At 45.2% G+C, this 14,126-nt stretch carries 14 protein-coding genes and 1 riboswitch; all 14 genes read left to right on the top strand.

The window, feature by feature from the left end:
• The first annotated feature begins 19 nt into the window (after positions 1-19).
• Complete coding sequence (locus ACM1ND_RS14560; protein ID WP_418026198.1) at positions 20-733, top strand: hypothetical protein; 714 nt, start codon at positions 20-22, stop codon at positions 731-733.
• Positions 730-1,587: a hypothetical protein gene (locus tag ACM1ND_RS14555; RefSeq protein WP_316243787.1), complete on the top strand. Its 858-nt coding sequence runs from the start codon at positions 730-732 to the stop codon at positions 1,585-1,587. The genes ACM1ND_RS14560 and ACM1ND_RS14555 overlap by 4 nt, the downstream gene beginning before the upstream one ends.
• Positions 1,588-3,423: an ATPase, T2SS/T4P/T4SS family gene (locus ACM1ND_RS14550; protein ID WP_418026197.1), complete on the top strand. Its 1,836-nt coding sequence runs from the start codon at positions 1,588-1,590 to the stop codon at positions 3,421-3,423.
• The gene (locus ACM1ND_RS14545; protein ID WP_076264872.1) at positions 3,413-5,497 is read left to right on the top strand and encodes a hypothetical protein; all 2,085 of its coding nucleotides are present in this window, start codon (positions 3,413-3,415) and stop codon (positions 5,495-5,497) included. Before ACM1ND_RS14550 ends, ACM1ND_RS14545 begins: the two co-directional genes overlap by 11 nt.
• Positions 5,498-5,548: 51 nt before the next feature.
• Positions 5,549-6,028, top strand: a complete 480-nt coding sequence (locus ACM1ND_RS14540; RefSeq protein ID WP_023988985.1) for a hypothetical protein — start codon at positions 5,549-5,551, stop codon at positions 6,026-6,028.
• 40 nt (positions 6,029-6,068) lie between these two features.
• A complete protein-coding gene (locus tag ACM1ND_RS14535; protein ID WP_076264873.1) occupies positions 6,069-6,464 on the top strand; it encodes a hypothetical protein in 396 nt (131 codons plus the stop codon).
• Position 6,465: 1 nt separating this feature from the next.
• Positions 6,466-7,020 carry a hypothetical protein gene (locus ACM1ND_RS14530; protein ID WP_028541716.1) on the top strand — a complete coding sequence of 185 codons (555 nt, stop codon included), beginning with the start codon at positions 6,466-6,468 and terminating at the stop codon, positions 7,018-7,020.
• A complete protein-coding gene (locus tag ACM1ND_RS14525) occupies positions 7,007-7,996 on the top strand; it encodes a hypothetical protein (protein WP_028541715.1) in 990 nt (329 codons plus the stop codon). Before ACM1ND_RS14530 ends, ACM1ND_RS14525 begins: the two co-directional genes overlap by 14 nt.
• A gap of 183 nt (positions 7,997-8,179) precedes the next feature.
• Entirely contained in the window at positions 8,180-9,733 is a 1,554-nt protein-coding gene (locus ACM1ND_RS14520) for an ABC-F family ATP-binding cassette domain-containing protein (RefSeq protein ID WP_023988981.1), read from the top strand.
• 93 nt (positions 9,734-9,826) lie between these two features.
• Positions 9,827-9,935: riboswitch (TPP riboswitch) on the top strand.
• A gap of 264 nt (positions 9,936-10,199) precedes the next feature.
• A complete protein-coding gene (locus tag ACM1ND_RS14515; RefSeq protein ID WP_081391172.1) occupies positions 10,200-10,793 on the top strand; it encodes a thiamine phosphate synthase in 594 nt (197 codons plus the stop codon).
• Between the two features lie 64 nt (positions 10,794-10,857).
• Complete coding sequence (gene thiO / locus ACM1ND_RS14510; RefSeq protein WP_071558660.1) at positions 10,858-12,006, top strand: glycine oxidase ThiO; 1,149 nt, start codon at positions 10,858-10,860, stop codon at positions 12,004-12,006.
• The gene (gene thiS / locus ACM1ND_RS14505) at positions 12,003-12,206 is read left to right on the top strand and encodes a sulfur carrier protein ThiS (protein WP_013310519.1); all 204 of its coding nucleotides are present in this window, start codon (positions 12,003-12,005) and stop codon (positions 12,204-12,206) included. Before thiO ends, thiS begins: the two co-directional genes overlap by 4 nt.
• A gap of 2 nt (positions 12,207-12,208) precedes the next feature.
• On the top strand, positions 12,209-12,976 hold the full coding sequence (locus ACM1ND_RS14500; RefSeq protein WP_338532477.1) for a thiazole synthase: 768 nt from the start codon (positions 12,209-12,211) through the stop codon (positions 12,974-12,976).
• A complete protein-coding gene (locus ACM1ND_RS14495; protein ID WP_053325600.1) occupies positions 12,973-14,034 on the top strand; it encodes a ThiF family adenylyltransferase in 1,062 nt (353 codons plus the stop codon). Before ACM1ND_RS14500 ends, ACM1ND_RS14495 begins: the two co-directional genes overlap by 4 nt.
• Positions 14,035-14,126 lie beyond the last annotated feature (92 nt).

The raw sequence follows: 14,126 nt of genomic DNA, 5'->3' as shown, positions 1-14,126 counted from the left end.
AGAGAAAAGGAACGGAAGTATGAAAACATGGATATTTGCCGGGCTTTGTGACAAAAGCGATGCCTTGTTATACATCAGCAGCATATTAGCAGCTTCCGGCCAACAGGTACTGCTTGTGGATGCTACGCTGCGGGGACGGTATCGGTATAGCATAGGGATGCTTGACAAACCACTTCCCATTACGCAGTTTAGTGGTTTTGATGTAGCAATTGGATTTACAGCATGGGAAGACCTGCATATAGGTATGACGGCTGATCAGAAGGCAGAGCAGGCTTATGACATTGTTATTTTGGATGTAGAGTTACCTAATTTTTGCCCCATTTCTGTTTGGAAAAGGGCAGAACTCCGAGTTTGGGTCAGTGATTATAGCCGCATGCTAATGCATAACGGACAGAATTGGCTTGAGCATTTATTCAGTCAACCTGAATTTCCTAAAGATCTTGTATTTCACAAGCTTTTTTTACAGGCTGTGGATTGTGGTGTGGAGGAGCCGTACCTGTGGGAATACATGAACCATTTCCCAGCTTTTTGGCAGCAAGAGCCATATGTACTGCCATGGGATGAGGGGCTGCTTGCTCTGAAACTGGAAAATGAGCATAAAAAACAGCTACTACTAAAACCGCTATCCAGAACGTATAAGAAACAATTATGCCGTTGTATTGGGGAATGGATGAGTTGGGAATTAAAAGTGAGTCGTCGTGCGCTAAAGCGTGCGGAAAGGAGTAGAGCATGAGTACCATTTTGTTTTGGAGCCCCATTAAGGGGGCTAGTGGAAGTAGCTCTTTGGCGGCAGCAATAGCAATTACCATAGGCAATCTATATCGAGGAAGACTATTATTGACTCATTTGGGTCGTAAATATACCGGTATTGAATCAGGATTACCTATACAAGAGTATGGTATGGACGATCCAACCCTACAGCTTCAGGAAGGGGGCTGGGATGCTGCCGCACGTTTAGTTCTGCGAGGGACACTGTCTAAAGAAAATATTCGTAATTATACGACGCCTGTACTCGAACATACTTTGGATGTACTTGAGGGAACCTCCAGCTTTGGAGCTGCACCGCCGTTACTATCTCCAGGGCTTGTACGGGCAGTAATAGATACAGCGAATCAATATTATGATTTAACGCTGATTGATGCAGGAAGTGGAGCAGGGTGGGGGGCTGTACAGCATGAAGCATGTGCACGAGCCAAACTGGCCGTTCTTTCACTCACTCAGAATATGCGAGAGTTAGACGCTTATTTTGAATCTGTGTCTCCGTTATCTACCTATTCATCGTTACCCTTATTGATTGTACTTGGGAAATATGATGTGCATTCTCAAGTGAATGAAACGAATATTCGCAGGAGATATGGCTACAAAGGTGCTTTGTATACAGTCCCTTATAGCACCGGATTTATGGACGCATGGAACCGCAGGGATGTGATCGGCCATGTGCAGCGTGAGGTGCGAAGTGGAAAAGAGCAGCACCGCAAGCTTTTTATGCCCGTGGGATGGGCGCAGAGTATACGGCATATCAGCAAAGCTATCCTGGAGGCGGCAGAGTCCGATCTTCGGCTCAAGGCTTTGGAGAGGGGCGCTTAAATGCTGTCCGCTCAAATGATCAACGGATTGATTCTTACCTGTATAATACTGATGTGCATCGTACTGATTATTGTTAAATACCGAGGAAATCTTCACTCGCGACATTCAACCCTTCGGGTAGAAAAAAAGAACGAAGATGCCACATTCGAAACATTAATAGAGTATATCAAAAATGCACTTCATGAACTAAGTCATAGCCAGATGGCGGATGCCGGATTGCATGAAGAGGAATATAGACGGCGTATCCATCAAAGGGCGGAACTACGCAGGGCGTTAAAGGACTGTGCCAATGGCAGCATGGGTGATAAACGTTTTGTTAAAAATCTGATGGCTGAGCTTCTGATTAACGGTTACGGCTTAAACGAGAAAATTGTCGATATTGTTATGCCATTCTCCCGACCTGAGTTGTTTAGCATACAGGATCAATTCGAAATTATATTTTACCAATACCAGCAGAAGTTTGGCGCTGATGCACTATCACGTTTACTGGATACTTATGACTTGGCCGAAATGAGGTATTCACAGCAAGGTGAAGAAGATGGAAGTTATCTCGTTACCGCAGAGGATATTCGTTATATCTATGACTGTGAGTACCGCCCTCTTTCCTTTTTGGAGAAAGTGGATATTATTGTCCAGCGGATTTATCAGCATTACAAAGGCTTTTCCGTCATTGATGATATTCGTGACCAGCGGATCGACGGTGTAAGTGGGGGCGTCAGTGGTATGCCGGAAGGTGGGATTCCTGCATCATCAGACTGGCCTTCGGATGGGTATGTATTTGAACAAACATCTGCGCCTACTGCCAATGGTTATGAGAGCGTATGGATCTTTTATAAAGGTAAAACTATCCATCTTTCGTTCCTTTCCTTCGGATCTGAGCGTGAACTTAAAAGGGTGTGCCAAAATATTTATAAATACAATTACCCGGGACAGCTTTCCGAAGCGAATGGTTATAAGGTCAACGAAATGAAGGATGGGTCGCGGGTAGTGGTAGTGCGTCCTCCTTTCTCAGAATCGTGGGCTTTCTTTGTTCGTAAATTCGATATTCAAAGCGCATCACTGGAACAGTTAATTAAGGGACAAAATGCTGATTTTCCAATCCAGTTACTTTCTTATTTAATGAAAGGTAGCCGGATTACTGCTATTACAGGCGCGCAGGGTTCAGGTAAGACGACGTTGTTAATGGCGATGGTCAAGCATATTTATGCTTCGTATACGCTTCGTGTTCAAGAAATGGCCTTTGAACTGCATCTACGCAGCATTTACAGTCGCCGTAACATTCTTACCTTTCGAGAAACGGACCATATTTCAGGACAACAAGGGCTTGACTTGCAGAAAAAAACAGATGGAACCGTCAATATACTAGGCGAAGTAGCAAGTGATGAAGTAGCTGCTTGGATGATTCAAATGTCGCAGGTTGCCAGTCTGTTCACCATTTTTACTCATCATGCCAAAACATTTCGTGATCTCGTGTTTTCACTTCGTAATTCATTGCTCAAAACAGGAGTATTTCAGCATGAAGGCATCGCTGAGGAACAGGTAGTTCATGTCATTAACTTTGATGTGCATCTCAAACGTGATGCGGAAGGGCGACGCTACATCGAACGGATCACAGAATGTGTGCCGCGTGACCCGGATCATACGGATGCAGGCTCCAATGTTTCAACGAGCTATAGTTATCGCCACATTATGGAATATCGGAACGGAAGCTATATACCGATGGAGCCCCTTACTGCCAAAAGTGCAAAAGAAATGTGTGAGCAGATGAATGTAAAGGATGCCAGAGATTTCCGCAGTTTTTTGACCCGCTATTGGGAGGAAGACTATGAGTCTTAAAGAAATTTTATTATGGATTTTACTAATATCAGGTGGGGGCTTTGCGCTTCTATATATAGTTTTGTGGGGGTTGCGTAAGCGAAGTAGTCATGCAGTTCGCAGAGGACGAATTCATTCTGTTCAGGAAGGTCGCAAAGGAAAAGCGGTACTTCAACGTGAGCTGCAAGCCTTACTGCATAAGTTGTACACGCTGTGTATGAAGGTGCCTTTTTTATCTGGATACATCACAAGTGTACGTAAGCGTCTAGCTGGTCAGCATGCCTACGATGAGTACAAGCTTCGCCTACAGACCATGAAGATGACGCTGTTCATCTGGGGGGCTTTTACTTGCAGTGGCGTTGTGCTGGTCATGATGAAGCCAGGAATAGAGTTTGCTATATTGGCTGTTTTATGCGGAGTGGTAATCAACAGTCTTATTTTGGATATGGCCATTAGCCGGATGGAGAAAAGGCTACTTGCACAGATGATCGAATTATTCGCCAATGTACGTCATTATTACCATCAGCACGGTATGGTGGAGGAAGCCATATCCGAAGCGGCCGATTTAGCGGAGGCAGAGGCTGGGAGACACGCACGACTCATCCATGAGGCGCTAACAGATGTTGATCCGCACGAAGCATTGGAAAGATACTATGAGTCGGCTCCTAATCGATTTTTAAAAGCTTTTGCCGGTATCTCATATATGGTAATGGAGTTTGGTGACCGGGTTGATGAGGGGGGCTCCATTTATTTGAAGGGGCTCGGCAGTCTCGCACGCGAAATCCAGTTGGAGTTGCTGCGAAGAAATAAACTGGACTATCTGTTAAAAAGTCTAAACGTGATCGCACTGGCACCTGTTTTCTTTACGACCCCAATCGAGACATGGGCGAGATCCAGCTTTCCATCCATGAATGAGTTTTATCAGGGAAAATTGGGTTATATAACGAAATTGTCCGTTTATATTGTGATAATCGTATCTTATTTCCTGTTACAGAAACTGCAACAGACCGATGAGACAGGATATCGTGCGGGTAGAGGCCGGAGGGTTTGGGAGCAGAAGCTATACCGTTTTCCCATCATTCGTAATGTGGTGGATTCTTTAATTCCGCGTCAGCATATGTCTTCTTATTTCCAAATAACCCGTCTATTAAAGGAAAGTGGTGCGGAGGTTAAGCTGGAGTGGCTCTACATACGCAGAATGGCTCTTTTTATCGTAGGATTGGTGCTCAGCATCAGTACGATATTTTTTTTACATGAAGCTGAGAAAACGCATATCCTTCACGCCCCAGTACAATCAGGTCAAATGTTTGGACGTTTAAGTCCGGTGGAGCAAAAAGAAGCTTCGAAGCAGAGTGAGATTGATCGCAAAATCATGCATTCGCTGAACATGAGGGCGAACAGCACATACGAACAAACGTACATTGTTTTAGAGCATAATGCTAATGGAACTGCTACTCCTGAACAGCTATCCACAAATACTCGGCGTATCCTCCAAAAGCTGAAAGATTGGAATGATGAATACATCAAGTGGTGGGAAGTACTGATTAGTTTGATTGTTGGGTATGTAGCCTATCAAATGCCTATGCTTTTATTATATTTGCAACGAAAAATGCGTCGGTTGGATATGAGGCATGAGGTGTATCAATTTCAAACGGTTATTTCCATTTTACGGGTTATGGAACGAATGTCTGTCGAGGAAATATTGGAGTGGCTGAACAGATTTTCAGTTATATTCAAAAGACCTCTGCAAAAATGTTTGCTTCATTATGAACACGGGCCAGAGGCAGCTCTCGACTTGCTAAAAGAAGAGGCACCTTTGCCGGAATTTCAACGTCTAGTGGACAAGCTCCATTTGTCTTTGGGTAAAATTACGATTCGAGAGGCCTTCGATGATTTGGAATCCCATATGTCCTACTATTTCGAACAAAGAAAACAGGAGTATGAAAAAATAATAGACAGCAAGGCTATCTGGGGAAGGATGATTGGTTTTGCCCCGATGTATGGTCTTATCTTTTTATATTTGGTGATTCCGTTGATCGGTATGAGCTTTGTTCAAATGGATAACTATTATGAGCAAATACAAAAAATTCAGTAAAAAAGTTCTATTATGACTAATACAAAATAACAAGCTGAGGAGAGAAAAATAATGAATAACGCATCAACAGCTTTAAAGGTAGCCGCTGGGATATTTTTGACCATCGCTCTAATTACGATTGTAGTTATACTGTTTATTTCAGCCCAGGAGGCGACTAAAACGGCACAAAACAATTTTGCTGATATCCAGACCGAATTGTCTCAGGCCTCTTTTACGGTATATGACGGCACAACGATTAGCGGTTCCCAGGTGACCAATGCGCTGCGGAAGTTTCAGGGGAAGGACCAATTCGGCATTCAGATTAAAACCGGCAAAAATATGGCAGGCCAGTGGTACGGTAATGCTCTGAACATTAGCCCAGACAGTGAACAGTATGGCGCCGTGAATGGCGGCAGTGATAAGACTGGGAAAATCACGAATACGCTTAATGAGAAAGAGAATGAATACGTAAATCCAAGTGGCAAATTCAAGGCTGAAATCGTCAAGGACAAATCGAACGTTGTCCGTGGATTGTTGTTTACCCAGTCCTAAGCACTACAGTAAAGATAATAATCATAAGGGGGATGAGGGTATGTCTGATCACGCTTCAAGCATGCTGCGGCTTGGTGTGTCAGTTATTCTGTTCATAACCGCATGTGTAACGGAAGCAGACTTGTCCAGCCAGCTGGATGGTGCACTGGAATTAAGATCACAGCAGGAGGAGCATTCTGAAGGGCGAATAGCCCGTACTGCTGGGGTGGGGTTGCCGGAACGGATAAAAGGGACTCAGGTAATGCAGGCAATTCGCATGAACTTACAGGAGGGGATTTCGATTCATGTCGACGGGACAGAGTACGATGCGTATTCTGAACCGTTTGAGCCTGATGTATCGACCTTAGATGCTTCTTCTTTATATTCCATATACCCACAGCGTAATGGGAATGGGGACATAACATCTGTACGTTTTGAGAAATTGGGGGAGGAATGAAGTGGTTCAAACAATATCCAAGCTGTTGGGGGCGCTGATCGCTGTATTGCTTTTGTACATCGTACCCGCAGCTCAAGCTGCTGAACGGCAGGAAGATATATCCGGGTTAAATACATATCATTCAACTGTACGTTTTGTTGATATGGTAAGAACCAAAGGTTACATTACACCGACGATGTATAACGATTTTATGCGTGATCTGGAATTGACAGGCAATATCTACAAAGTTGACTTGGAGCATATGCACAAAAAGTATGTACCGGACTATGCAGATGCCGCGAAGCCAGACAGTTTTCTGGGCAATTATGAAACTGTATATGATGGGTACTATAATCCGCAAATCTTACCTGTACTGTTTCCTGACAATCAGCAGCCAAAATCAGATCAGCCACGTCGGTATACCTTGATGGCCGGGGATTATTTTACGGTCCGGCTACATAATACGAATCGGACTCCTGCGGACTTGTATAAATCATGGCTTCTCGGTGGGGCAGATAGCGGAAAGCCGGCAGTTACAGCTTCTTACGGGGGCATGGTTCTGAATGAAGATTACTGATTTTGCAGTCATATTTATACTTTTGTTTTTGCCCTTTGGTGTAGTTAGTGACTTACGGGTCCAGAATCAGCGTGAAGTGCAGCAGCTAGAAATGAAATATACGTCGGCTCTCCGTACCGCAGTTCAGGATGCAGGGGTTATGCTCTCACAGAATGAACGTCAAGAACGCGAGGCCGGATACGGATCGGATAAGTTTTTTCGTGTAGATAAAGAAGCAGCGCTGCACACGTTCCTGCACACCCTTTTTCTTAATGTAGGCATTGATGGGGATATAGTAGCACAACGTGCATTATTGGATTACATACCAGCCATTGTAATTCTAGATTATGACGGTTATTATGCGTTCACTTCAGAAGCCTATACCGACGAGCATGGACAAGCTGCCATAGGTCCCAAATGGAGCGAAAAAAAGCCATATGCCTATGTTGATTCAGTAGACAACAGTGTGGGGTTCACCTTGGATAATTATGTGCACGCATATGATGCGCGGAATCACAGGTGGGTGGAGGGCTTTCAAAAGGAACTTCAGGACCAGACCCCTATATCTTTACTGAATAATTCAGAAACTTTTGAGCAAATACGTCGTTCCACCATCGTTCGCAGCGTCCAAGAGGACCTGGCGCGAATTATTAATGTCCATAACGAAAAAGCTGCACGTAACGGCATAACTTATACGTTCACGCTACCGCTCATTCCGCAAGAGGAGTGGTACAACACAGTAGATGATGTGGGTCTGATCGCGTTTATCCAAGGCATTCCGGTCGGAGACAGGTATTACAATAACTATGGATTTGGTGGTGGGAGAGTCGTTAGAAAGCAAGACATTATAGGCGGCATAGAACCAGATACTGGGATGAAATATTTTTATAGAGATTCATGTCCAGCTCCCTTTAAAGCGAGTGAACGTTTTGCGGATGAAAAATCTGCAGCAGCTGCGGGATACTTTGAGTACAAATGTTATAATGGCTTAAAATAATCACCTTCATGGGTGGTTTTTCTTTTTTTAGGCAGATCCATATCAAAAACCTTAAAAATCGCTGTTTTCCATATTCCGATATGGTGACAGAATGTGCTACAATAAAGCTTTGAAAGAAACGAAATGCATATGAAATAAGAACAGTCGGCAGCGCCGATGACAATAAGGAGCCAAAAACAGCTTATGAGTTTATTGACTGTAGAAAATGTATCTCACAACTTTGGGGACCGCGCATTATTTAAAAATGTTTCCTTTCGATTGCTTGCGGGGGAACGTGTAGGTTTGGTAGGAGCTAACGGTGTCGGTAAATCGACACTCATGAACATTCTGACTGGAAAATTGCTTAAGGATGAGGGTAAAGTGGAATGGACTCCACGTGTACGTTACGGCTATCTGGATCAGCATACCAAGCTGACACCGGGCAAAACGGTACGTGATGTTTTGAAAGACGCTTTTCTTCCTTTGTTGGAATTGGAAAAGGAAATGATGCAGATTACTGACAAGATGGGGGATGCTTCTCCTGAAGAGTTGGAAGTGCTGCTGGAACAGATGGGTGAAATTCAGGAGCAACTGGATATGGGGGATTTTTACCTCATTGATGTGAAGGTTGAAGAAATGGCGAATGGACTAGGTCTGTCGGCCATAGGACTGGATCGGGATGTATCTGCACTTAGCGGTGGGCAACGGACAAAGGTGCTTCTTGCTAAGTTGCTGTTGGAAAAGCCAAATGTCCTGCTGCTGGATGAGCCTACCAACTATTTGGATGTAGAGCATATTGAATGGCTTACGCGCTATTTGAAGGATTATCCCTATGCTTTTATCCTTATTTCACATGATACTGAGTTTATGAACCAGGTCGTTAATGTTATTTACCATCTTGAATTTGCCAAGATGACCCGTTATTCAGCTAACTATGAAAAGTTTCTTGAAATGGCGGATCTGAACAAAGCTCAGCATATTGATGCTTATGAGAAGCAACAGGACTTTATTAAGAAACAGGAAGATTTTATTCAGCGTAATAAAGCGCGTGCCTCTACATCTGGCCGAGCAAAGAGCCGTGAAAAGCAACTTGATCGGATCGAACGTATAGATAAGCCTGAAGAAGCTGCGAAGCCAACCTTTCAATTCAAAGAAGCACGTGCAAGCGGAAAGACGGTATTTGAGGGTATTGATTTTGAGATTGGTTATACGCATGCCCTTTTGCCTAAAATGTCCATGACGATTGAACGTGGCGAAAAGATTGCTATTGTTGGCTACAACGGTGTCGGTAAATCGACATTGCTCAAAACCATATTGGGAAAAATTCCACCAATCAGTGGAAAAACCTATCAAGGTGATTTTTTGCAGCCCGCTTATTTTGAGCAGGAAGTAAAGGCGGAGAAAATTACACCGATTGACGATGTGTGGAATGAATTCCCACATTTGAACCAGCATGAAGTACGAGCGCATTTGGCGCGTTGCGGTTTAAAGAATGAGCATATCACGCGTCCGCTATCTGCGCTCAGTGGTGGAGAACAGGCTAAAGTCCGTCTTTGCAAACTGTTAATGCGTGAAAGCAACTGGGTACTGTTCGATGAGCCTACCAACCACTTGGATGTTAAAGCTAAGGATGAGCTGAAACGTGCCTTGAAGGAATACAAAGGGACCGTATTGCTTGTATCTCACGAACCGGACTTTTACGAGGATTGGGTAACCAAAACGTGGAATGTGGAAGAGTGGTCAAGTAAAGTTAACTAACATCAACTAAATCCAATTCTGCATATTTCACACGAAGTGGGGTTTGCAGAATTAGGAAAATATGCTAAGCTATCTTTAGCTTATACAATAAAATAGTCACACTAGGGGAGCCGCCCATGCGGCTGAGACGGAATAAATGGATTTCGGACCCTTTGCACCTGATCTGGGTTATGCCAGCGTAGGGAAGTGAGCGCCGTACAAACAAGGCAACACCATCTTATTTTTGTTTGTGCGTGGGACGATACACGTATACGGATATCATTGTCCGTTCGATTATTGGACGTTCGTTAAACCACTTCCTTGGGGAAGTGGTTTTTTTGCGTTTCGTTCACTTTAAGTTGTTCGAGCTTCCGTAGACGATTCACATACAATCCTCTTTCATTACTGCTGGTAGACGTGACTGGCTAAGCTTATATCTTTTAGTCCAATGTGAGGTGAAGACAAAATCGAATTACACGCAATTTCGATGGAAAAGGGCACTTTTGCACAAGCAGCCCAAGTGGCTGCTGTGATTTGTCCGTATGTTCATTATGTACACGCACGTTTAAAACAGAATGGTGCCTCTGCATTGCTATCTTTGACTCGCAGCATGGTGGAGCAGGGAGTTCCTTTGCAACAAATTGTAGTAAATGATCGTGTGGATGTAGCTTTACTTACTTTGGTTGGAGCCGTCCAGCTACCAGCTAATGGATTACCTGTAGCGGATGTGAAAAGCCTACTTCCAAAGGGTACACGCTGTGGAGTATCTGTGCATTCCTTGAAGGAGGCGCAGACTGCCGAGCGGGTAGGAGCGGACTATGTACTTTATGGTCACATATATGAGACCCATTGTAAGCCCGGTATTGTACCACGGGGTTTAGCTCAGCTTGAACATATTTGCAGGCTGTCGAACATTCCGGTGATCGCGCTGGGCGGCATACAACCGCACCATATCCCGGAGCTTTATAGGGCCGGAGCAAGCGGAATTGCGGTGATGTCTGGTATATGGGAGGCTGAGTCGCCCGTTGCAGCTGCGCTGGAATATCGGCGAATGGCAGATCTTGTAGTTCACGACCTGTAGCGAGAAAACGAGAGTAGAGGCAAGCTGAAAGCAGAATGGTTTATGGAGAGGAGACACGGAACAAATGCCAAAGATACACATAGAGGCAAGAGCGATAGGACACGCTGAATGCTTGGTCATAGGTGGAGGTGTCATCGGCAGTTCCATTGCTTATCATGTGGCCAAGGAGGGAAGAAGTACGATCATGCTGGAACGATTGATCCCGGGTGAGGGAGCCTCAGGAGCAGCGGTTGGAATGCTGGCAGCGGAAAGTGAAGAGTTCACCGACTCTGAGCTGGCACGATTTGCTCGCATAAGTCGAGACGCATTCCCTGAGCTTGTTTGTGATCTGGAGCGTTTGTCAGGTATTTCGGTGGAATTCCGTACAGAAGGATTTGTGACTCCTTTCCGTACGGAAACTGAAGGCCAAAAACGCTGGAAAGCTGCTAAAACGCGAGAGGATGATTGTCCTATCTGGTGGGATGCGAGGGAATTGGCCCGACGAATTCCAGGTTTGGATGAACAAGCGATCGGGGCAATATATCGTTCAAAGGAGACACAAGTGGCTCCTGTCCAGCTTTGCCATGCTTATGCAGGTGCTGCTGCGGTGCTGGGGGCAACGGTATGGTCTGGTACACAGGCAGAGCAACTGGTCATACAGAATGGTCGAGTTTGCGGTGTTCGAACAGATAGTGGCTTTTTTTCCTGCGATCAGGTCATTATTGCCGGAGGCTTGGATAGCATGAAATTGCTAGCGCAGGTTGGATTTGAATATCCACTTTATCCGGTCAAGGGTGAAGCGGTAGCGGTCTCCTTGAAGGATCACCCGTTAGAATATACCATTTATGCTGATGATATTTACCTCGTGCCTAAACAGAATAACGAGCTTTGGATTGGGGCAACGAGCCTTCCGCATCAATATGACGAAGAGGTGACCGTAGGAGGCTTGGAGGGGTTGCTGGCACGTGCCTCTGCTTGGCTGCCGCGCGTCCGTGAAGCTTCTTTTATACGCACTTGGGCGGGCTTACGTCCGCAGGCCGCATCAGGTCATCCTTTTATAGGCACTGTCCCTGGGGTCGAGGGCGTATATGCTGCCGTCGGGCATTATCGCAACGGTGTCCTGCTGAGTGATGCTACCGGGCGTGCGCTGGCAGCTATGCTTAATGGGGCTGGTGCAGCTGAACTTGGGATAAGTAGATTTTCTTCTGAGCTCCTCAAGGAGGAAAGCTTATGAAGCTGACGATTAACGGCCAGAGCCTGACCTTTTCTAATCGAATCACTCATGTGGATCAATTGCTACATGAGCTTGATGTAAAGGTGAAAACCGTAGTGGTAGAGCTGAATCGGCGTATATTGACCCGTGAAGATCATGATGAAGCGGTACTGAAGGATGGAGATTGCCTAGAGATTGTACATTTTGTGGGAGGCGGTTGATCATGTTAACCATTGGAAAAGCATCTTTTACCTCAAGGTTGTTGTTGGGAACAGGAAAATTCTCTGATCTAGATATCCAATCCCAAGCCGTAGAGGCTGCTGAGACGGAAATATTGACGTTTGCTGTACGGAGATTGAACTTGGAGGAACGGGATAAGCAGCATTTTCTCGATATGCTGGATTTGAGCCGGTATACACTTCTTCCCAACACAGCAGGGGCTACAACAGCAGAGGAGGCCATTCGTATTGCCCAATTGGCAAAAGCCTCCGGCTTGTGCGATATGATTAAGGTGGAAGTCATTGGGGATAGCAAGACACTGCTGCCTGACCCTTTTGAAACGTTGAAGGCTAGTGAAAAGCTGTTAGAAGAAGGCTTTATCGTGCTGCCCTACATATCGGACGATGTGATTCTAGCCAAGAGGCTACAAGAGCTTGGAGTACACGCCGTTATGCCTGGAGCTTCACCGATTGGTACAGGACATGGTTTGCTCAATCCGTTTTCATTAGAGCTAATTATTGAACAGGCGGAGGTCCCGGTTATTGTCGATGCGGGTATTCGCTCACCCAGTGACGCGGCAATGGCTATGCAGTTGGGGGCAGATGCTGTTTTGTTGAACACAGCCGTATCAGGAGCGAAGAACCCAGTAAAAATGGCTGAGGCCATGAAACTGGCTGTTCGTGCTGGAAGATATGGTTTTGAGGCGGGGATGATTCCTGTAAAACGTTACGCTTCAGCGAGCAGTCCGACAGAAGGCATGATTCAGGCATGAAGGTATCTGACAAATCCGGTGCAGGAGGAACACATCCAAGTGACCGTTATTCCAGACAAGAAAGATTCACACCCTTTGGACCGACAGGACAACGTCGGCTTGCTTCCTCTCACGTATTAATCATAGGTGTTGGAGCGCTAGGCACAGGTATTGCGGAAACACTTGTTCGCGGGGGCGTAGGTACAGTGAGCCTCGTAGACCGGGACTATGTGGAATGGAGCAATTTGCAGCGCCAACAGCTTTTTCAGGAAAGTGATGCTGCGCAAAGATGTCCCAAAGCAGTAGCTGCTCAGCGAAGATTAAAGGATATTAATTCGGAAACGGTTATACATGCACATGTACTGGATGTTAGGGTGGAAGAGCTGGAAGAGTTGATCCAGGGGGTAGATCTCGTAATGGATGCAACCGATAATTTCGATACCCGACTTCTTATGAATGACATGGCACTAAAGCATCGGATTCCTTGGATTTATGGGGGATGTGTGGGCAGCTATGGTGTAACCTACACCATTTTACCGGGTCAAACGCCTTGTCTTCACTGTCTGCTGGGAACTGTGCCGTTTGGTGGTGAAACCTGTGATAGCGCCGGGATTATTCCGCAGGCCGTACAGATGGTCACGGCTAACCAAACTACGGAAGCTTTCAAACTTCTGGGTGGATATCCAGAAGATTTGAGAGGAAAGCTGCTTTCGTTTGATTTGTGGAAAAATGAGTATGTAACGATAGCAGTAGATAGCGTTAAAAAGGAGAATTGTCCTTCTTGCGGCAACCAACCGACGTATCCCTACTTGTCGGCCTCTCATCGGCAGAAAACAGATGTTTTGTGCGGCAGGGATACCGTTCAAATTAGACCAGCAAACCCGACACATCTGAATCTTGCGGAAATAGCAGATAGATTTGCTTCTTTGGGAGAAGGAAAAGTAGAGCAGAATCCGTTTTTGGTTTCCTTTAGTACAAGCGAGCATCGCTTAGTTGTTTTTGCAGATGGCAGAGCGTTGATCCATGGGACAAAGGACGTGGCAAAAGCAAGAAGTCTGTATCATCGCTATTTGGGTTAAACCATAAAAGCAGAAAGCCATTCTTTGGAGAATGATTTTCTGCTTTTTTGTTACAATAATATTAATATGCTTTAATGGCTTATAACAAACTT

This window comes from Paenibacillus sp. JJ1722 (genome assembly GCF_048282685.1).
Classification (GTDB): Bacteria; Bacillota; Bacilli; order Paenibacillales; family Paenibacillaceae; genus Paenibacillus; species Paenibacillus polymyxa_B.
Note: the sequence above shows the minus strand (reverse complement) of the source record. Positions and strands in the feature narration are given on the sequence as shown.